Source organism: Acinetobacter sp. 1125_18A (assembly GCF_052824985.1).
Map to the genome: position 1 here is coordinate 60,200 of NZ_VTDG01000004.1, position 21,241 is coordinate 81,440.

At 41.2% G+C, this 21,241-nt stretch carries 20 protein-coding genes; 13 read left to right on the forward strand and 7 right to left on the reverse strand.

Features of this window, described 5'->3' with window-relative positions; genetic code table 11:
• Position 1: 1 nt before the first annotated feature.
• Positions 2-997 carry a 3-hydroxybutyryl-CoA dehydrogenase gene (locus FY049_RS08455; RefSeq protein WP_335954713.1) on the forward strand — a complete coding sequence of 332 codons (996 nt, stop codon included), beginning with the start codon at positions 2-4 and terminating at the stop codon, positions 995-997.
• A 54-nt stretch (positions 998-1,051) separates the two neighbouring features.
• Here the strand turns inward: FY049_RS08455 and FY049_RS08460 are convergent, their stop codons facing one another.
• Positions 1,052-1,519 (reverse strand): MarR family winged helix-turn-helix transcriptional regulator, encoded by a 468-nt coding sequence (locus FY049_RS08460; RefSeq protein ID WP_004721604.1) that lies wholly within the window; start codon positions 1,517-1,519, stop codon positions 1,052-1,054.
• A gap of 147 nt (positions 1,520-1,666) precedes the next feature.
• Here FY049_RS08460 and FY049_RS08465 point away from each other — a divergent pair, with 147 nt between their 5' ends.
• The 12 genes from FY049_RS08465 (at position 1,667) to FY049_RS08520 (ending at position 14,464) form a co-directional block, all read left to right on the forward strand.
• Entirely contained in the window at positions 1,667-2,779 is a 1,113-nt protein-coding gene (locus tag FY049_RS08465; protein WP_446083513.1) for an amidase, read from the forward strand.
• An 18-nt stretch (positions 2,780-2,797) separates the two neighbouring features.
• Positions 2,798-3,964, forward strand: coding sequence for an acyl-CoA dehydrogenase family protein (locus FY049_RS08470; protein WP_446083514.1), 1,167 nt, complete (start codon positions 2,798-2,800; stop codon positions 3,962-3,964).
• A 43-nt stretch (positions 3,965-4,007) separates the two neighbouring features.
• On the forward strand, positions 4,008-4,535 hold the full coding sequence (locus FY049_RS08475; protein ID WP_056515414.1) for a nuclear transport factor 2 family protein: 528 nt from the start codon (positions 4,008-4,010) through the stop codon (positions 4,533-4,535).
• 30 nt (positions 4,536-4,565) lie between these two features.
• Complete coding sequence (locus FY049_RS08480; RefSeq protein ID WP_004721598.1) at positions 4,566-5,843, forward strand: aromatic ring-hydroxylating oxygenase subunit alpha; 1,278 nt, start codon at positions 4,566-4,568, stop codon at positions 5,841-5,843.
• A 10-nt stretch (positions 5,844-5,853) separates the two neighbouring features.
• Entirely contained in the window at positions 5,854-6,339 is a 486-nt protein-coding gene (locus tag FY049_RS08485) for an aromatic-ring-hydroxylating dioxygenase subunit beta (RefSeq protein WP_004721595.1), read from the forward strand.
• Positions 6,340-6,350: 11 nt separating this feature from the next.
• A complete protein-coding gene (locus FY049_RS08490; protein ID WP_335954716.1) occupies positions 6,351-7,088 on the forward strand; it encodes an SDR family NAD(P)-dependent oxidoreductase in 738 nt (245 codons plus the stop codon).
• A 34-nt stretch (positions 7,089-7,122) separates the two neighbouring features.
• Positions 7,123-8,076: a PDR/VanB family oxidoreductase gene (locus tag FY049_RS08495; RefSeq protein ID WP_004721592.1), complete on the forward strand. Its 954-nt coding sequence runs from the start codon at positions 7,123-7,125 to the stop codon at positions 8,074-8,076.
• Between the two features lie 65 nt (positions 8,077-8,141).
• Positions 8,142-9,101, forward strand: a complete 960-nt coding sequence (locus tag FY049_RS08500) for a p-hydroxyphenylacetate 3-hydroxylase reductase component (protein ID WP_446083682.1) — start codon at positions 8,142-8,144, stop codon at positions 9,099-9,101.
• 136 nt (positions 9,102-9,237) lie between these two features.
• Entirely contained in the window at positions 9,238-10,146 is a 909-nt protein-coding gene (feaR, locus tag FY049_RS08505) for a transcriptional regulator FeaR (protein WP_335954717.1), read from the forward strand.
• 126 nt (positions 10,147-10,272) lie between these two features.
• Positions 10,273-11,874, forward strand: coding sequence for a GMC family oxidoreductase (locus FY049_RS08510; RefSeq protein ID WP_446083683.1), 1,602 nt, complete (start codon positions 10,273-10,275; stop codon positions 11,872-11,874).
• Positions 11,875-11,940: 66 nt separating this feature from the next.
• Positions 11,941-13,431, forward strand: coding sequence for an aldehyde dehydrogenase family protein (locus tag FY049_RS08515; protein WP_446083515.1), 1,491 nt, complete (start codon positions 11,941-11,943; stop codon positions 13,429-13,431).
• 103 nt (positions 13,432-13,534) lie between these two features.
• Positions 13,535-14,464, forward strand: a complete 930-nt coding sequence (locus FY049_RS08520) for a SphA family protein (RefSeq protein WP_446083516.1) — start codon at positions 13,535-13,537, stop codon at positions 14,462-14,464.
• 68 nt (positions 14,465-14,532) lie between these two features.
• Here the strand turns inward: FY049_RS08520 and FY049_RS08525 are convergent, their stop codons facing one another.
• The 6 genes from FY049_RS08525 to catC all read right to left on the reverse strand — a co-directional run bounded on the left by FY049_RS08525 (position 14,533) and on the right by catC (position 21,241).
• Positions 14,533-17,022 (reverse strand): penicillin acylase family protein, encoded by a 2,490-nt coding sequence (locus FY049_RS08525; RefSeq protein WP_446083517.1) that lies wholly within the window; start codon positions 17,020-17,022, stop codon positions 14,533-14,535.
• Positions 17,023-17,296: 274 nt separating this feature from the next.
• Positions 17,297-18,094 carry a 3-oxoadipate enol-lactonase gene (gene pcaD, locus FY049_RS08530; RefSeq protein ID WP_446083518.1) on the reverse strand — a complete coding sequence of 266 codons (798 nt, stop codon included), beginning with the start codon at positions 18,092-18,094 and terminating at the stop codon, positions 17,297-17,299.
• Positions 18,095-18,104: 10 nt separating this feature from the next.
• Complete coding sequence (gene pcaF / locus FY049_RS08535; RefSeq protein WP_446083519.1) at positions 18,105-19,319, reverse strand: 3-oxoadipyl-CoA thiolase; 1,215 nt, start codon at positions 19,317-19,319, stop codon at positions 18,105-18,107.
• 155 nt (positions 19,320-19,474) lie between these two features.
• Positions 19,475-20,128, reverse strand: a complete 654-nt coding sequence (locus tag FY049_RS08540) for a 3-oxoacid CoA-transferase subunit B (RefSeq protein ID WP_004722148.1) — start codon at positions 20,126-20,128, stop codon at positions 19,475-19,477.
• Positions 20,129-20,130: 2 nt separating this feature from the next.
• Positions 20,131-20,814, reverse strand: coding sequence for a 3-oxoacid CoA-transferase subunit A (locus tag FY049_RS08545; RefSeq protein WP_004721570.1), 684 nt, complete (start codon positions 20,812-20,814; stop codon positions 20,131-20,133).
• A 136-nt stretch (positions 20,815-20,950) separates the two neighbouring features.
• Entirely contained in the window at positions 20,951-21,241 is a 291-nt protein-coding gene (gene catC, locus FY049_RS08550; protein ID WP_004820442.1) for a muconolactone Delta-isomerase, read from the reverse strand.

A 21,241-nucleotide genomic window follows, 5' to 3' on the forward strand; every position in this document is an offset into this window, starting at 1 on the left:
AATGCAGATGATCGAAAAAATTGCAGTGCTCGGTGCTGGGCGTATGGGCAAAGCCATTGCGATTGCTTTTGCCTATGCCGGACTAAACGTTGATTTGATTGATGCCAAACAGCGCAGTGAAGCTGAATTTGAACAATATCAAACTCAAATTCGTGCTGATTTACAGCAAGAGTTACAGTTGCTTGAGAAAATTCAGTTTATTCAAGCATACCAGCAAGATTTTATTTTGGATAAGATTGCGATTTTATCTAAACAGGCTGCTACAGGCATGTTGCCAAGCTGTGCGTTGATCCTTGAGGCTGTACCAGAAGTAAAACAAGCCAAACAAGAAATTTTTGCTTGGCTGGATCAATATCTTTCACAGCAGTGTATTGTGGCTTCGACCACATCCACATTTTTAGTGACGGATATTGCGCAAATGATTTCGCATCCTGAGCGAGTGGTCAATGCACATTGGCTAAATCCTGCTTATCTCATGCCTTTGGTGGAGTTAAGCCGTTCTGACCAGACCTCAAATGAGGTGCTGACTAAGCTTAAGCATTTCCTACAGGTGATTGGTAAGGTACCTGTGGTTTGTAATGCCAAGGCGGGCTATATCGTGCCAAGGATTCAGGCCTTGGCAATGAATGAAGCGGCACGTATGGTTGAAGATGGAGTCGCTTCGGCAGAAGATATTGATATTGCTATTCGTACCGGTTTTGGTTTGCGTTTTTCTGTTTTAGGCTTATTGGAGTTTATTGATTGGGGCGGTGGCGATATTTTGTATTATGCCTCGCAATATTTGCAAAAAGAGCTGGGTGAGCGTTTTCGTACACCTGAAATTATTGCGGAAAATATGCGGCAGCAGCGTAATGGCCTTCGTGAAAAGCAGGGCTTTTATAATTATGCGGATGTGGATATTCATCAATATAAACAAGATGTCTTACGAACCTTTTCAGATCGAATTGAAAAAAGTAAGTTAAAACCATCGTTTAATATTTTACAGTCCGCAACGTGATGAACCGAACAATTCGCCCATTGCACTCAGCGAATGGGCGTTTATTTACAGCTTTTAGCTTGATGGCATCAAGTTGAATAGCTTTTTCAACTGTGCATTTAACTGATGCAATTCTTCATCTTCAAAGGCATTTAAAATCCCAGATAAAGTCACTTGGCTGATTTGATTAATCTGCTCCACCAGTTCTTTGCCTTTGTCTGTGAGCTTGACCATAGAGATACGTTCATCAGACTCTGAAGAAAAAACCTGCACAATATCATCTTCAACTAGGCGATAAATGGCTTTGGTTGCTGTGGTCAATTTAAGGGTAGAGAGGTTGGCAATTTCGGTAATACTGGCTTGTTGCAAAGCATTGGTACTTAAAATGATTTTACGACGTGTATTGTCGATACCTAGTTTTTTTATTGATTTTTCAATAAGTTGTGTGTATTTACCATTCACTTGAGAAATCCAAAAGAAAGGATAGCTTTGTAAGCTGCTAGGTTCATTATTAGGTAGAAATTGTTCTAAATGAGTAAGCATAGCAAAGTGATAACTTTATAAAGATGAATATTCATCATTATACAAAAATTAAAGAAAAAATCTTTGCTCTTTCTGATAAAAACATCTTGACAATTACATTACTTTTTCCGATATTGGTATTAAGTATAAAAATACATGGAAAAGTGAATGAATATTGTTGTACAAGAGGTACAAATAGGACGTGGTGCGTTAAAAGTCATGGTGAAAGATTCCATTGATATTCAAGGTCTAAAGACCATGATCGGGAGCAAAGCCTTGATGGATAAGCCTTCTGCAACAAAAAATGCAGAAGTGGTAGATCGTATTTTGGCAGCGGATTGCCAAATTACTGCAAAAACCAATCTGCATGAGCTGGCTTTTGGAATTACCGGGATCAATCCTGTTTTTGGCACTGCAATCAATCCTCAATATCCTGATCTTATTCCAGGTGGTTCATCGAGTGGGTCTGCTGCTGCCGTAGCCGCGGGACTGGCTGATTTCACTTTAGGTACCGATACTGGTGGTTCAATTCGTATGCCAGCGGCATGTTGTGGGGTGTATGGTTTTAAACCGACATTCAATCGCGTCAGTCGTCAAGGGATACATCCGGCCATGAGTTCGTTGGATTGCGTGGGACCATTTGCCGCTTCGGTTGCAATGATTGAAACCGCGATGCAGATAATTGATCCAAGTTTCCATGCTTTGGAAAAATTAGTGCATACGCCGAAACTGGCTTGGCTTGAGGTAAATGCGAACCCAACGGTATTGAACTGTATTCAGCATTTTCTTGCTCAGGCGAATCTGTCAGCTACACCAGTGAAATCTGAATGGTTTGAACCTGCTTATGATGCAGGGATGCAAATCATTAATTATGAAAATTGGCAGGCGTATGGCGAATTAACCAAAACTGGTTTATTGGGTGACGACATCCATGCTCGCTTGCTCAAATCTGCGCAAACCACGGCGCAACAAGTAAAAGAGGCGGAAATGGTCAAAGCACAATTTATAAATGAAATTGATGGCTTATTGGAAAAATATGATGCCGTGTTACTGCCAACCCTTCCGCAAATCCCACCCAAATTAATCGATGCAGAACATATGGTTGCACTGTTGAACTTAACTTCATTGGTGCGTCCATTCAATTTATCTGGTCATCCTGCAATTTCAATACCGCTCAAAACCAGTGAAGGGCAACCAGTGGGTTTACAAATCGTGGCAAAACGAAATTCGGATGAGCTGGTGTGTGCAATTGCGAAATATATCGTGGATGCAGCGCAATAAATGACAAGGAGTTGGGTAATGAATAATTTATCGACAAAGGAATTTGTAATGGACACAACAATAACGGAATTAGAAGCACTCTGTCAGGAGATTCGAGAACGTGCTTGTACAGGCGAGTTTGATAACCAAGCGTATGTGAGTCAAGACATCATTGATAAGTTAAAGCAGATTGGTGTCTATCGTGCATTGGTACCGAAACGTTTTGGCGGCAATGAATGGTCACCTCAACAATTTTGTGAGTTGATTGAACGTTTGTCTAAAGCAGATGGTTCAGTGGGCTGGGTTGCGAGTTTTGGGATGAGCCCTGCTTATTTGGGTAGCCTGCCTGAAGCAACGCTTGAAGAATTATATAAACGGAGCCCAGATATTGTATTTGCAGCAGGTATTTTTCCACCGCAACCCGCAGATTTAAGAGCTGATGGCGTGGTGGTGAAAGGTCGATGGAAATTTTCCAGCGGTTGTATGGGGGCCGATATTATTGGAGTGGGGATTAGTCCACAGGTCAATAACACCACACAAGGTCTCCCACGTTTAGCAATTATCCCAGCAAAACAAGCACAAATCGAAATGACTTGGGATACAGTCGGCTTAAAGGGAACAGGCAGTCATGATCTACTAGTCGATAATGTCTTTGTTAACAATGACTGGACCTTTATTCGTGGTGAACCGTCTAAACTTTCGGAACCATTTTTTAAATATCCATCACTGTCATTGGCAACACAGGTGTTAACTGTGGTCGGAATCGGTGTTGCAGCAGCAGCGTTGGAAGAATTCCAAAAGTTAGCGCCTGGCAAATCATCTATCACAGGTGGTGCTGAAATTGCCAGTCGCCCAGTCACTCAATATGAATTTGCCCAAGTCGAAGCTGAGTTTAAAGCAGCGCGTGTTTGGTTCTACGACACTATGCAAATCGTTTGGAATGAGATTATTGCAGGTGCTACGCCAACGCCAGAACAGATCAGTGAGATGCGTTTGTCTTGTACCCATGTTGCTCGAGTTTGCGCACGTGTGACGCGCAAAATTCAAATGCTGGCGGGCATGACTGCAATTTATACCCATAACCCATTTAGCCGTTTTGTGAATGATACCAATGTGGTGACTCAGCATGCCTTTATGGGCGATGCCACTTTACAAAATGCCGCTTTGGTGAGCTTTGGTATGCAGCCAGCACCCGGTTATTTATAAGCCGAATTTAAATAATCACGAGATGTCCAAGGATGAATATGACATGAATAGCCAGATGGATTTGACCGTTATCTTACAACGCTTAGAGCAGCTCGAAGCACAAAACACGATTCGTAATTGTATTCATCGTTATATGGAAATTTGTGATGGATTAAATGCCAAAACTGACCTCAATGAATTAATGGATTTATTTGATCAGGACAGTATTTGGGAAGGAATTGGTGAGAAATATGCGCAATCTTTTGGTCGCTATGCTTCATGGCAAGCCATTTTTGACATGTTTAAAAGTTATACCCAAACCGAATCACATTTTGTGATGAATGCACATTTTGTCAGTTCAGAACAAATTTATATTGCAGGCGATCAGGCCAATGCAAGCTGGTTGATGTTGCAAACCTCGACCTTTCTCAATGGAGATAGCCATTTAAATGCCGCAAAACTCAGTGTGAAATTTAAACAGCAAACCGATGGTCTATGGAAGATCAAACATTTTCAGACTGAAAATATTTTTAGTCGCCCTGTGTCTCACTGGAACAGTACAGCGATATTGCCAGTACCGTCTCAGCAATAAGTTATGGATAAATTGAAAAGGATAATGGATATGAACAGTATTATTCCAATGCAGAATATTAATATTGATTACAGCGAGTTAGTTCAAAGTGATCGTGCGCATACCTCTTTATATAAAGATGCGCGTGTCTTTGATGATGAAATGGAAAAGATTTATTACAGCACTTGGGTTTGGGTGGCACATGCCAGCGAAATTCCAGATGGTGGTAGCTATAAAACCATTAATATTGGTAAGCAACCTGTGGTCGTTGTACGTGACCGTAAGAAAAAAGTCCATGTATTGCTCAATCGTTGTCGCCATCGTGCAGCAACGGTATGTGAACATAAAAAAGGCAAAACCAACAGTTTTGTTTGCCCATATCACGGATGGAGCTATGCACTGGATGGTTCATTACGTGGTGTACCTTCACCTGAAAGTTATGGTGAATGTCTGGATAAATCAGAGTTTCCATTGATTAGCCTACGTGTTGAAGAATACAACGGTATGATTTTCGCCACCTTTAAAGACGATATTGAACCTTTAGCGGATTTCTTGGGCGCTGCGAAAAAATGGATTGATTTGTTTATGAAACAAGGCGCAGGTTATCCAATTAAAGTATTGGGTGAACATCGTTTCCGTTTCCCAGGCAACTGGAAAATCCAGCTGGAAAATACCACCGATGCCTATCATTTTCCGTTGGTACATAAGTCATTCTTAAGTTCAGTCGATGAGAAGACTGAAGAGTTATTTAATTTTGAAAATCAACCTGGCTATGTTGAAGATTTAGGTAATGGGCACAGTGTCATGGTGATGATTCCTGAGCTGGTGGATTTAGATGAAGAGTTGATGGAACGCCCAATTCAGGAACGTTTTGAAGAGCTTGCTCAAGCGTTACGTGATGAAGGACATGAAGAACTTGAAGTACGCCGTATTGTACGTGCTGTGGGTGGTTCTGGTTTTAACTTAAACCTGTTCCCAAACATTGCCTGTTCAATGGCCTTTTTCCGTGTCATGCAACCGATTTCAGTCAATGAAACTGAAATTCATCATTCCGTGATCACGATGGATGGTGGTCCACAGATTGCCAATCAATATCGCTTACGTCTACATGAACATTTCCAAGGTCCATTTGGTTTTGGTACACCTGATGACTCAGAAGCGTGGGAACGTGTGCAACATGGTGCCAATGCTGGTCATGATTTATGGATCATGTTGAACCGTGGTTTACCCGGCGAAGTAAAAACTGAAGATGGCTTAAAGAGTGATGTCAGTGCAGAAACTGGAATGCGCGCTGCTTATCAGCAGTGGAAAAAGATGATGACGGCTTAAGGAGAGTAGCATGAACATGAATTTGCAATTATTAAATGAAGTGACTGCTTTTGTTTGGGCTGAAGCTGACATGTTAGACCACAGTGAATACCGTGAATGGCTCAATCTCTGGAATGAAAAAGGCGTGTATATCATTCCGATTGATCCGACACTCAAGGATTATGAAAATAATTTGAACTATGCCTATGACAACAATCATATGCGTACATTACGGGTCGAACGTTTGGAAAATGGTGAGGCGATTTCGACTGCACCCAAAGCCAATACCGTCCGTAGCGTGTCACGTATCCGTGTCGTAAAAGATGAGGATGGTGAAATCATTTTACGCTGTGCACAAAACCTCCGTGAATTCCGTAAGGAAAGCTTAAAACATTACACCGCAGATGTGATTTTTCATTTGGTTCGTGATCCAGAACAAGGCTTTAAGATCAATCGTAAAATTATCAACTTAGTCAACTCGACCGATACTTTGGCGGGTATCAGTTACATCCTCTAGGAGCGCAAAAAATGAAACAGGTTGTTTTAGTCACGGGCGCGGCGTCTGGTTTAGGGAATGTGATCGCCGAATATTTTGCAGCACAGGGGTATCAAGTGATTGTCTCTGCCAGCAGCTTAGAAAAGGCTGAAAATGCCAAAGCTCGTAGTCCTAATGCGGAGAATATGTTTGCGTTAAAACTGGATATTTCAGTTGAGCAAGATTTTCATGCCGCAGTGCAGTGGATTCAACAAAAATTCAGCAAATTGGATGTGTTGATTAATAATGCGACGGTCACCAAGGCAACCCCTGTTTTAGAGATTACTGCAGCTGACTTCGACTGGATCACCCAAGTGAATCAGCGAGGAACCTTTCAAGCGTGTCAGATTATTGGCAAGTATATGGCAGATCAAGGCTATGGTCGTATCGTCAATATGGCTTCATTGGCAGGGCAAAATGGAGGTACTGCAACAGGAGCACACTATGCTGCAACTAAAGGTGCAATTGTGACTTTGACCAAAATCTTTGCTAAAGAGTTTGCTGCTAAAGGTGTGACTGTAAATGCCATAGCGCCTGGGCCAATGGAATCACCGATTGTACACAGTGTGGTATCTGACGAGAAAATGGCGCAATTTATTCAAAATATCCCAGTCAAAGCATTAGGTAGTATGGAATTTATTGCTGAAACCTGTGCCTTGTTGGCAAGCCCAAGCGCTGCATTTGTCACTGGGGCGACGTGGGATATTAACGGTGGATTATTTATGCGTTAAGCCTTGGGCGAGATGCATAAAAGGGAGATAAATCATGGCTACACTCTATAACGTGGTTGTCAGAAACCGTCATGTAGAAGGTGGGAATGTTGCAGTCATGGAGTTTGAATCTGCAAATTCTGCCACATTACCAAAAATTGAAGCAGGTGCGCATATTGATGTGCACTTACCCAATGGTATGGTGCGTCAGTACTCACTATGCCAAAACCCAAAGGATGTTGGCATATTCAGACTGGGGATTTTACGTGATCCAGAATCGCGTGGTGGTTCAGTCTCGGCTTTTGATGATTTAAAAGATGGTATGCAAATACAGGTCAGTGAACCGAAAAATCTGTTTCCATTAGTCAAAGCCAAACATGCTGTACTGGTGGGTGGGGGGATTGGAATTACCCCTTTGATCACCATGGCCTATCAATTGGTACAAGAAAACGCATCTTTTGAACTGCATTATTGCGGGGCAAGCCCAGAGCAATGTGCCTTTGTTGATGAAATTAGAAATAGTGTATTGGCGCCATTTACCACCTTTCATTTTAAATCAGAAGGGGCCAGCCATCGTGAGTTTTTTCAATCTGCCATTCAGGACATAGACAAAGCAAGCCATATTTATACCTGTGGTCCCAATGGATTTATGGATTGGGTGATTAATTTGGCTTTGACACAAAATTTTCCTGAGCAACAGATTCATAAGGAATATTTTCAGGTTGAGGTTGAAACCAACGGTGATGCATTTGAAGTTGTGGCTGAGCGTAGTGGCAAGATCATCATGGTCAATGCCGAAGAAACCATTCTGCAAGCACTGGCACGAGAAGGGATTGAGATTGAAATGTCTTGCGAACAGGGCGTCTGCGGAACCTGTATGTGCGATGTGATCGAAGGTGAGCCTGATCATCGTGATGTGTATTTTACTGATGAAGAAAAAGCCAGTAATGAACAAATACTGGTGTGCTGTTCCCGTGCAAAGTCAGCACGATTGGTACTGGATATTTAATTGCTTTTAACAGGATCAAGCAATTTCAGATACCGAGCTAAATAGGATAAAAGATTCAGGAGAGAATAATGAATTCATTAAAATCAATGGATGAAATCAAAATAGATCCAATGCAATTTAGACGGGCATTGGGTAATTTTGCTACAGGTGTGACCATTGTTACGGCACAAAATGAGCAAGGTGAGAAGGTTGGAGTCACTGCAAATAGTTTTAATTCAGTGTCTTTAGACCCACCACTCATTTTATGGAGTATCGATAAAAAATCATCGAGTTTTTCTGTATTTGAGCAAGCTACGCATTTTGCGGTAAATATTTTATCGGGTTCTCAAATTGAGTTATCCAATAAATTTTCCCGTCGCAATATCGATAAGTATGAAGGTACAAGTTATCAGGTTGGTGCAGGTCAATCACCAGTTCTAGACCATTGTTCAGCAGTGTTTGAATGTGAACGACATGAAATTATTGAAGGTGGTGATCACTGGATTATTATTGGCAAAGTCGTTAAGTTTCATGATCAAGGGCGTAGTCCGTTGGTGTATCACCAAGGTGCGTATTCAGGTGTGATTCCTCATCCATTATTACAGCTTAAAGATACTGTAGAAGCAGAAGACTTAGGCGAATTACACCAAGGGCATTTATATAGTAATGTCTGTTATTTAATGAGTCGGGCGTTTAAATTTTATCAGACCGATTATATTCCGAAGCAGTTAATCACTGGATTTCGCACCAGTGAAGCAAGATTATTATTGGTGTTAGGCAGTGGTACCGCATCCAATAAAGCAGATTTACCACGTGATATTGCCATGCCGATGCGTGAGATCGAACAAGCTGCGCTTATCTTAAAAAAAGATGGTTTATTGATTGAAACGGAAGGTTTTTTTAAGTTAACGGAAAAGGGCAAGAAAACCGCACATTATCTGTTTGATATTGCCGATAGCCATCAAAATGAAGTTTTTGAAAAATATCCTGAAAATGAAAAGGAAATTTTAATTAAAATTTTAAAGGATATTGCGGGGATTGTATAAACATCAACTAACCGACAAATATCTAGATGAATTTGTCGGTTATTTGGATTTATTGAGATAGAATTTTTAACGGTGTTGGAAGAAACAAAGCAAAGCTACTCAAATTATTGAATCGATCTGTCCAAGGGGAATGGATATGAATCAAGCTAAAGAAAATGAAATTGTGCAGTGGAAGCAATCTATTCAAAAGGTTTGTGGTGATTTTGAAACGACCTTTGATAAACAAAATAACTTATTTATTGGTGAAGTAAAGTTCTTCCTATTGGGTGAGACAGAGGTTGCTTTTATAAAAAGTAATGCCAGTCATATTTGCAGAAAAAGTGGTATGCCTGATCGAGTGAAAGATCGTTTCTGTTTTTTGGTAATTCAGTACACAGGCAAGATGCGGATTGTTTATAAACAGCAAAATATTGATTTAAATGAAGGAGAGATTACCTTACTTGATCCTGATGAAACGATTGATATGTATCCACAAGGTTTATTTAGTCATGTTTCAGTGCATTTATCGCGTGAGAAATTATTCAAGCAAGGCATTACAGTTGATCATTTTGGCAAATTAAACACTTCCAATATGAGTGGGCATTTGCTGAAAGGTATGTTGCAAAATCTATCACCTGAAAATATTGAACTTTGGTATGCAAAAGAGGATGGCAATGCTTTTGAAGATGCCTTGATTGCTTTAATCAAACCGACAATTAACTATAAAAATATTGAAATTTCCAGTCATCTCAAAATAAAAGCAGAGCGATTTATTTTTGAGCATCTCAATCAGCAAAGTTTAAATGCACAAATGATCGCAAATCACTTAGGGATTTCACTTCGGCATTTACACCGATTATTTGAACATCAACAGCAATCTGTACACAAGTTTATTCAAATGCATCGTATCGAAAAAATTCAGTATGAATTAAAAGATGGCAAAAATAAAAGTCTGTCGATTACTGAAATTGCTTTGAAGTGGGGATTTGGTGACAGTGCTCATTTCTCAAAATTGTTCCGTAAGATGATCGGGCTTTCACCGAAACAATATCGCTTAAAAGTGTAGTCGATGAATTTTTAGATCTGCTGTCAATGTCACAATTTTGCATAAAGTGAGTCACGTTTAAACAAGAACATCCGCTGTAATCATGATGAAATCTTATTCAAGGAATTGGATGAGTAGGCAAGCATGATGCAAGCAGAATATGACTATATTATTATTGGGGCAGGGTCGGCAGGCTGTGTGGTCGCAGCACGATTGTTACAAGCAAACGCAGGACGAGTGCTGGTTTTAGAGGCGGGGACGAAGGACAATAGTATGTTCCATACGATCCCTGCAACAGTGATCAAAGTATTTCAACAAAAATCATGGCCGTATATGACGGTTCCACAAAAACATTGTAATCATCGTGAAATGATTCTTGCACAAGGAAAAGTCCTTGGCGGAGGGAGCTCTGTCAATGGCATGGTGTACTGTCGTGGACAACGTCAGGATTATGATCTATGGGCATCTGAATGGGGCTGCAACAATTGGTCTTATCAAAAGGTGCTTCCATTTTTTAAAAAATCTGAAAAAAATGAAAGTCTTGCGGATGAGTATCACGGACAAGAGGGTATTTTGCCTGTCAGTGAAAATCGTTATCGTCATCCTTTAACACTTGCCTGTATTCAAGCAGGTCAGCAAATGGGGATGAAATATGTCAATGATCTCAATGGATGGGATCAAGCGGGTGTCGGATTTTATCAAACCACAACCCTGCATGGTGAAAGAGCCAGTACTGCAAAGACCTATTTAAAAGCGGTTGAACATCTTGCAGATATTACTGTGGTGACTGATGCACTGGTTCATAAAATCGAAACACATGCTGGTCGGGCGACAGGTGTAACCTATAGCATTGCTGGAAAATCGGCTGTTACTGTACACGCAAGCAAAGAAATTATAGTCAGTGCTGGTGCAATTGGTAGTCCAAAAGTTTTATTACTCTCAGGTATTGGCCCAAAACAGCATTTAAATGAACTGGGCATTGAATGTATTCAAGACTTACCTGTGGGTGAGAATTTTCATGATCATTTACATATGTCAGTGAATGCAACTGTCACAACCAAGAATAGTTTGCTTGGGGAAGATCAAGGTCTAAAAGCACTACGGCACTTTTTACAATGGCACTTTACTCGTTCTGGTTTATTAACGTCTAATATTTTAGAAGGTGGTGGCTTTATTGATACCAATAACCATGGCCGACCTGATGTACAGTTCCATTTCTTGCCAGTACTGGATAATTTTGATAATACGCCAGGTGAAAAAGCAGTGGCACAAGAACATGGTCTCACCATTAAAGTTGGACATGTACAACCCAAAGCACGAGGCAGTTTACGTTTAAGCAGTAAAGACCCAAATGCTTTGCCGATCATTGATCCAAACTATTTAGGTCATCAAGAAGATATTGATGCCAATATCCGCGCGGTTCAGGCAGGGCTGCGTTTACTACAACAGCCTGCATTAAAATCTATAGTCAAAGACATTATTGAACCAGCAAATATTGATCCCGATGACATTGCTGCGATTGATCTGTGGATGCGTCAAAATATTAAAACGGTCTACCATCCCGCGGGCAGCTGTAAAATGGGCAATTCTTCACAAGACTCCGTTACTGACCAAACCCTTAAAGTGTATGGTTTTCAAAATTTACGCGTGATTGACTGTTCCATTTGCCCACAAGTACCAAGTGGAAATACCAACGCCATTGCCATCATGATTGGTGAGCGCGGTGCTGACTTTATTCTAAATGCATAACTAAATCTCATAGAGATTGCTGAACCTAAATTGCCAAGATTTCTATATAGAACACAGGATAATAAGATGAACCAAGTACAAATTTTAGCGAGTGTCCAAACTTTTTTGCAACGTCAACACGGTCATTTTATTCATGGCCAACATATTGAAGTCGATGATACACGGACTCGAATTGAGCTGATTAACCCTGCAACGGAACAGCCTGTTTCAAGTATTGCAATTGGGACTAAACCCGATGTTGAGGCCGCTGTAAACAGTGCACAAGATGCTTTTCTAAATGCTTGGGCCAATACATCACCTTATGAGCGTGGGCAAAAGCTGAATAAGCTTGCTGATCTGGTTGAACAGCATGCGGAGGAATTAGCACAACTAGAAACTTTGACTACAGGCAAGTTGATTAATCTTTCTCGACACTTAGAAGTTGCTCAGACTGTCGTGTTTTTAAGATATTTTGCTGGTTGGGCCACCAAGATTCATGGTCAAACCATGCAACCTTCTATTCCCTCAGCCAATGGTGAAAAATATACAGCTTATACGGTGCGTCAACCTGTTGGGGTTGTGGCAGGGATCGTGCCGTGGAATTTTTCCTTGATGATCGGATGTTGGAAGATTGGTTCGGCATTGACAACGGGTTGTACAATCGTGCTTAAACCTAGTGAGTTTACAACACTTTCATTATTACGTTTAGCCGAGCTTGCAATAGAAGCAGGCATCCCCGCAGGTGTGATTAATATTGTCACAGGCACAGGAGAAACTGGCCAATATTTAATTGACTCTAAAAAGATTAAAAAAGTCTCGTTTACAGGTTCTGTACCCACAGGAATTGCGATTGGCAAACAAGCGATGCATAACGATTTAACCCGTGTCAGCTTAGAACTAGGCGGAAAAAATGCAGCTGCAATTTTAGCGGATACTCAAATCGATGAAATTTTACCAACACTGTTACAAGCCAGTTTTGTCCATCAAGGTCAAGTTTGTGCAGCACCAGAACGTTTTTTTGTGCATCGCTCTAAATATGAAGAGTTTATTCAAAAAGCAGCCGCAGCTCTTCAGCAATTTAAAATAGGTTCACCGCTGGATGAATCCTCTATGTTTGGTCCACTTTCAAATAAACCACATTTTGAGAAGGTTAAACATTATCTGGATCTTGCTCATCAAAATAATCAAATCATTTGTGGTGGTAAAGTCATTGCAGGAACAGGCTATTTTGTAGAGCCAACTTTATTAACAGTGCGGGGTATTGATGATCCATTATTTATTGAGGAAACATTTGGACCTGTGGTGGATGTGATTGCTTTTGAAAGTGATGAAGAGTTAATTTCAATGATGAATCATTCTCGTTTTGGTTTAACTGCAAGTATATGGACCAATGATTTGGCGAAAGCTTTGCGACTCATTCCGCAAATTGAAGCAGGCTCAGTCTGGGTGAATATGCACACATTCCTTGATCCTGCCGTTCCTTTTGGTGGTGTCAAAGCATCTGGTCTGGGTCGTGAATTTTCAGACGCATTTATTGAGGATTACACTGAATTAAAGTCAGTGATGATCCGCTATTAAAAATGCACAATATTATTTAAACTGGCAAATCCAGTTAGAGAAAGGTAGCAGCATCAATTGCTACCTGTAGGAGGATTTTGCCTCAACAATAAGGATATTGAAGATGAATAAGAAAATACTGGGTCTGATTTTTATTACGCATACAAGTTTTGCCAGTGATCTGCCAACTGTGAATTTAGGTCTATCGAGTTTTGTAGACGGTGTAGTTCCAGCAGGTAGTGGTTGGTATGCACAAACCTATTTTCAGAATTATCGCGCGGATAGTATTCGCGATACACATGGCAACAAAATCGCACTCCCTCAGTCAGAGATTGATTATCAATCGATTGTTCAGCAAATCAGTTATATGTCAGATATCAAATTGGGCAGTGGTAATCTTGGCTTAAATATGGTGATTCCTGTGCTGGCACATGTAGATGTGGATGATGGCCTCAATAATCAAGCCATTAAAGCAAATAGGGGACTGGGCGACATTATTATCGGCCCTTTTATCCAATTTGATCCAGTGATGGGGCAAGAGGGACCTAAGTTTTCCCATCGTTTTGAATTTCAAATCAATTTACCTACAGGTGAATATGATCGTAATAAGGATATAAACCCTGGTGCCAATGCAGTGTCATTTGATCCATACTGGGCTGCAACCTATTGGCTGAATCCCAAATGGACACTTTCGACACGCTTACACTATCTTTATAACTTTAAGAATAATGATCCAAATTATAGTTTTGGGAATGCTGAAGACATACAGGCTGGGCAAGCGTTACATGCCAACTTTGAAAGTAGTTATGCAGTCACACCACAGCTTCGGTTAGGAATAAATGGATATTGGCTCAATCAAATCACCGATACACAGGTGGATGGTGAAAATGTCAAAGGACGACGTGAACAGGTCTGGGCGATCGGTCCAGGGGCGATGTATAGTTTTTCTCCCCATGACCATCTTGTTGCAAATGCTTATTTTGAACAAGATGCAGAAAATCGACCACAAGGGACCAGTATGATTTTCCGGTATGTACATCATTTTCATAAATGATGGATTGAACAAGCTTTAAAATTTAAACAGCCCAATATATGCATATATTGGGCTGTTTCGAGTAAAAATTAATAGGTTAAAGTCATACTTTGCTGTGTTGCTTGATCAATTTGCTTTTGGCTTACCGCATCATCCTTACATTGATAATTTTCAAATAATGGGAGCTGATCGGCAAAGTGTGCATCGGTCTTTCCGTTGCGATGAATAAATCCACTTTGACCAGGTGCAAGAATTGAACACATGCTGACTTGATTGGGATTAAGTACCACTCTAAAGGTTGCACTCCCTGTATTTCCATAAGTACTCAGCTGTTGTTGATGTGCTTGATCAGCCCATGGAATACCTACTGAGTTTTTGTTGGAGAATCCCATTGTGGCAACAGGAATTTTCCAATCATTGGGTTGGTCTGAATGATATTGTTTTGAAAGCTGAATTAAGGTGTTTTCCAAGGCAGTTAACACCACATCATCTGCTGATTGTCCTTTTAAGAAATCAACGGTTTGAACAACGCTGGCTTGTTTGCCTTGCAGCGCATTCCAGATTAGTTTGGATGCATTGGCAGGTTGTGTACTCCGTGGGTCATTATTTACTGGGTAAAGCGTATCTGTGTAACGTGCATAAATATTTTCAGATAGATTTGGTTTAAGCACCAATTCAATCATTTGATTGAGCCATGTGCGCATAATGACAGGTGCTGCGCCTTGATAGAATTTAGCGTCACTGTCAGGACGAAGTTTGAAGTCCCAATCCTCCAATATCGGTGCAACTTTCTTTGCCAGAGGTGAGGCGTTCGGGCTTTGCGCAGCTTTGACCATATAGGGAATAAAATAACGCGCATTCAGATCCGACCAAGCGCCCATTTTATTGATATCCCAAATGTCTTGTTGGCTTAATTTTGCTTTACTTTCTAGGGGGGCAATCAGTTCATTGACACGGTCAACATGAGAGAAGTTGGAGGAATCGGAACGTAAATCCGCATAAGCTTTATTGTTCCAACTGCTAATATAGCCCTTTTCAGGGTTATAGGCTTTGGGATTATGTGAGAAATCATAGAAACCCTGCCATTCCATTGAGCCATCACCTTGAGCAGGCAGTTGAATATGCTGGTTTTCAGGACGGATCGGTAAACGACCCAATGCAGCGACACCAATATTATTTTGGGTATCTGCATAAAACCACGTAATTGAAGCCGCGACACGTTTGGCTTGATCTAGGAATTCTTGCCAGTTGCTCGCTTTTGCTGCATTGGCCCAGCCCAATAAAGTTTCAATCTCTACACCTTCCCAGCTACGTTTTTGTGCATAGGCGGTATGATTTTTTTCATCCCATGTGCTGACAAAGCCTTGTTTACTTTGATACACATCTAAAACGTGGTCTGGTTGATTACGGACTTTAATTTTGATCTGTTGATGTTCAAAGGGAATATAACTGCCTTGATAACGATACTGTTTTGGATTGCTCGGATTTAAGCTGAGTTGATAGACGTCATTGGTATCAAGCGAACCGACAGTTGAACCCCAAGCAATTTTTCCATTGGTTCCAAATAGAATTGCAGGTAGACCGACAGGGGTAATCCCGGTGAGATTATAGCCCGCACCATGTAACCCAACCGCATAAGTAATGGCAGGCGTGTACCAGCCTTGTTGAGGGCCATTATATAAAACCGTTTGGCCTTCTACCGTTTTATCTCCTTTGACCACCCAGGCATTACTGGCTGTAGGGACGCCATCAACCACACTTTTACCCAATGCTATACGTGCTTGAGCTAAATAGTTTTTGGCTGCTTGGTCTGAGATAGGCGCTATACCTTTTAACATGTGTTGCTGACGTGCTGAAACTTGTGGTTTTGCTTTAGATTGAATAATTGTAGGAGCACTCGGATCATCTAACCAACGTAATTGCTGATAAACTTTTAATCCTGTTTCTGGACCTTTTTCTTTTTGTAGTTGAGTCAGTAAATCTAAATTTGAGACTTCTGAACTGGCTGAAAAAAAGCGATTGAGAATTAAGCCCACCCAGACCATTGCGATATCTTCTTGCTGCCATGTCGATGGTTTAAAGTCATAATCAATAAATTCTTTAGGCAACAGCTCCGGATTGGCTAAGACCTCTTGGACACGTTTATTAAAACCAGCGGCATAGCCATCGAAAATGGCACGATCTTCAGGAGAAAGCCGGGCAATTTGTTGTTTAATCTGTTCAGGATTAAAACGACTATGGGTTGCAATATCATATTGTAGATAATCAGGGCCGAGAACTTCAGCAACAGTGCCTAAACCTGTACGTTTTGACATTTCCATTTGAAATAAACGATCAGTTGCGACTGCATAAGCATAGCCATAAAAAAGACCATAAGTATCCTTGGCATAGACATGCGGTGTGCCAAAATTGTCACGTTGAATCGTGACCTGTTTTTGCACTGGGTTTGATTCTAAACGAGAGGATGAACTACATCCTGCAAGCAATAAACAACTTAAAACACCTAATTTGATTAAGTGGTGTTTATCGCTCAGTTGATTATTTGAGGGGCTTTTTTTCAATTGAAATATCCTTTTCATTATTGTTGAGAAATAGAGTGTTGGGAAATAAATGCTTTTAGATGTTTTCTAAAAACAGTAGATTTATCGATATGCAGGTCCTGAATAAATAAAATGATTGTTATTTTTATATGTAATTTTCTATTACTTTGTGGGTATATATTTATACTTTTAAATAAATGGACTTAATTTTATCTCATCATTTTATTTTAAATATGCTTTCTCAAGTATTGATGAAATGCCAAAAAATAAAGGGATATGTTCTATCCCTTTATGCTGCGTCAAAAATTAAGTGTCAAAGCTCAGTCGTAAGAATTTCAGAGAGAAATTTTTCAAGTGCAGCATTGAATGCTTCTGGACATTCAATATTTGAAATATGCGATGCTTGAATTTCCACAAGTTGGGATTGCGGAATGTGCTGTTGCATAAATTGCCCATCTGCAACTGTAGTTACAGGGTCTTGCGTTCCTGCAATGACCAAAACTGGAATCGTGATATCTTTGAGTTGATTGCGGACATCCGCTTTAGCCAAAGCCTCACAACAATTGGCATAACCTATTGCGCTGCCAGCACTTAAGTCGTTACACAGATTATTGACAATTGCAGGATGACTTTGGATAAAGGGATCTGTAAACCAACGTGATGCAGCGGTTGCTGCGATGTTGGTTAAACCTTGTTCTCGGACAAGTTGGGCACGATCTAGCCATGCTTGTTCTTGTCCAATTTTTGCTGCGGTATTACTGATAACAACAGCATTAAATCGTTGTGGATAATGGATGGCTAACCATTGACCTGTTAATCCCCCCATAGAAATGCCACAGAAACTGGCTTTTTCAATATTTAAATGATCCAGTAATCGAATCACATCTTCAGCCAATTGGGGCAAGGTATAAGGACCTTGTGGCGCAGATGAAGAACCATGTCCACGGGTGTCATAGCAAATGACAAAAAAGCGTTCTTTAAAATAATTGAACTGCTTTTGCCACATGCCATAGTTGGTCCCTAAGGAATTTGAAAAGACCAGTGCAGGGGAGTTAGGGTTTCCAAAACTTTGATAATAAATCTGTGCATCCGCTGATTGAAAAGTTGGCATTGCTCGTTCCTTAATTTTGATCAACACGTTGAATAATGAGCGCGATACCTTGACCTACCCCAATACACATTGAACATAAGGCATATTCACCCTTGATCTGTTCAAGTTGATTTAAGGCAGTGGTCACCAGTCTGGCACCTGATGCACCCAAAGGATGACCTAAAGCAATCGCACCACCATTGGGATTGACGCGTGCATCATCATCTGCCAAACCTAAATCACGGGTTACCGCCAAAGCTTGGGCAGCAAAAGCTTCATTTAGCTCAATCACATCCATTTGCGCTAAACTAAGATCGGCTTGTTTAAGCAGTTTCTTAATCGCAGGCGCAGGTGCAAAGCCCATAATTCTTGGTTCAACACCCACAGTGGTTGCTGCAATAATTTTGCCACGTGGTTTTAATTGGTATTTTTCTACGGCTTCGTCTGAAGCAATTAATAATGCCGCTGCACCATCATTAATTCCAGACGCATTGCCCGCCGTGACCGTACCATCAGCTTTGACCACACCTTTAAGTTTTGTCAGTGCTGCTAAAGTGGTTGATGCACGTGGATGTTCATCGGTATCCACAAGCACAGCATCGCCTTTACGCTGTGGAATAGTGACAGGCACAATCTCATTTTGGAAAAAGCCTTGAGCTTGTGCTGCCGCAGTACGTTGTTGGCTATTCAGCGCAAACTGATCTTGATCCACACGGTTAATATTGAATTGTTCTGCCACGTTTTCAGCGGTTTGTGGCATGCTGTCCACACCATACAATTCTTTAAGTTTTGGATTGATAAAGCGCCAGCCCATGGTGGTGTCTTCAATCTTTTGACTGCGTCCGAAAGTACTGTCCGACTTGCCCATCACATAGGGCGCACGGCTCATGCTTTCTACACCACCAGCAATGATTAAATCTGCTTCATTGGCTTTAATGGCACGAGCTGCCATGGCAATCGCATCCAGTGATGATCCACATAAACGGTTCACAGTGGTTGCTGGCACTTGGTATGGCACACCTGCCAATAATGCTGACATACGCCCGACATTACGATTGTCTTCACCGGCCTGATTGGCACAGCCATAGATCACATCATCGACTTGCTGCCAATCTACTGTTGGATTACGTTGTATCAATGCTTGAATTGGAATTGCACCAAGGTCATCTGCGCGTACTGGCGCAAGACCACCAGCATAACGACCAAATGGGGTACGGATGGCATCTATGATGTAAGCGTTTTTCATGTTGTTTATATCCTTAAATAATCTCCCTTGCGCTGCTACAGCCGCAGCTCACCTCTTTGTAAAAGAAGAAGTTCCCCTCTTTCATAAAGAGGGGTTAGGGGAGATTTAATCATTCCGTTAGGAGAGATTTAATCATTCCGCAAGGAAGGGATTTATTATCCCTGTGTCGCATCAATCAATTGAGCACCCGTCAAAGCCTGTAATTCTTCAAAGCTCAGACCTGCAACTTTTTCAAGCACTTTTAAGCCATCTGTAGTCACATCAATCACGCATAAGTCGGTATAAATACGATCAACACAATGCTTACCTGTTACTGGATAGCTCAGCTCTTCTACAATCTTGGGTTCACCTTGCTTAGTCACATGATCTGTGGTGATAAAGACTTTCTTGGCCCCTACAGCCAAATCCATTGCACCACCCACCGCAGGAATCGCATCTGGCGCACCGGTATGCCAATTGGCAAGGTCACCATTGGCCGCCACTTGGAATGCACCCAATACAGCAATATCCAGATGTCCGCCACGCATCATGGCAAAGGAATCACCATGATGGAAAAACGAGCCACCCGTTAGCATGGTCACATATTCTTTGCCAGCATTAATCAACTCAGGATCTTCTTCACCTTTAGCAGGTGGAGGACCAAAAGCCAATAAACCATTTTCAGAATGCAGGAATACATCTTTATCTGTTGGCAGATATTTTGAAATCTTGGTCGGTAAACCAATACCTAAATTGACATAAGCCCCATCGGGAATATCTTGGGCAACACGTTCAGCAATTTGGTCACGGCTTAGTTTTTGGTAGCTCATTGTTATTCTCCATTACCATTGGCTGCATCAACTGCAACCACATGCTGAACAAAAATCCCTGGGGTAATAATATGCTCAGGATCGAGTTGACCCAATTCAACCACCTCTGAAACCTGCGCAATGGTGACATCTGCAGCCATCGCCATGATTGGACCAAAGTTACGTGCTGATTTGTTATAAACCAAGTTGCCCCAACGGTCGCCTTGATGTGCTTTAATCAGTGCAAAGTCTGCTTTAATCGGATATTCAAGCACGTAGTCTTTGCCATCGATATGACGAGTTTCTTTGCCGTCTGCCAATAAGGTGCCAAAACCTGTTGGGGTAAACACTGCACCTAAACCCATTCCAGCAGCTTGAATACGACACGCGAGATTACCTTGTGGAACCAATTCAAGTTCGATCTTGCCCGCATGGTAGAGTTCATCAAATACCCAAGAGTCCGACTGACGCGGGAAAGAACAAATGATTTTACGGACTGCACCTGATTTAAGCAGTTTAGCCAGACCATAATCGCCATTGCCTGCATTGTTATTGACAATCACCAGATCTTTAACGCCAAGTTCAATCAGCCCATCGATCAGCTCTGCGGGTTGTCCTGCTGTTCCAAAGCCACCAATCATAATGGTTGCACCATCTTTGATGTGGGACAGAACCTCAGACAACGAGAGCTTACTTTTATCAATCATAAGACGAACCTTTTATCCATGTTTTTAAATTTCTATACATGCCGCATTAGCAAAGATAGACATGTATAGAAACTTAAAAAACTGTGAGAAAGAACTTATCTCACAGTTATTTAGTCAATGAATTTACACCCGCTGCTTAATGGTCATCTTCTCGAATTGAAGACGGATGACGGTTTAAGGCAGTCACTTCGATATTCATATAAGGATATAAAGGCAATCCCTGTAAAATATTGTGGAGTTCTTCATTGCTCTCTACATCAAAAATACTGGTGTTTGAGTATTGGCCTGTAATACGCCAGATATGACGCCATTTCCCTTGACGTTGTAAATCTTGTGAATAAGCCTTTTCAATTGCTTTAATTTCATTGGCTTTTTCGACGGGCATATCGAGGGGGATGTGTACATCCATTCGTACTTGGAAAAGCAT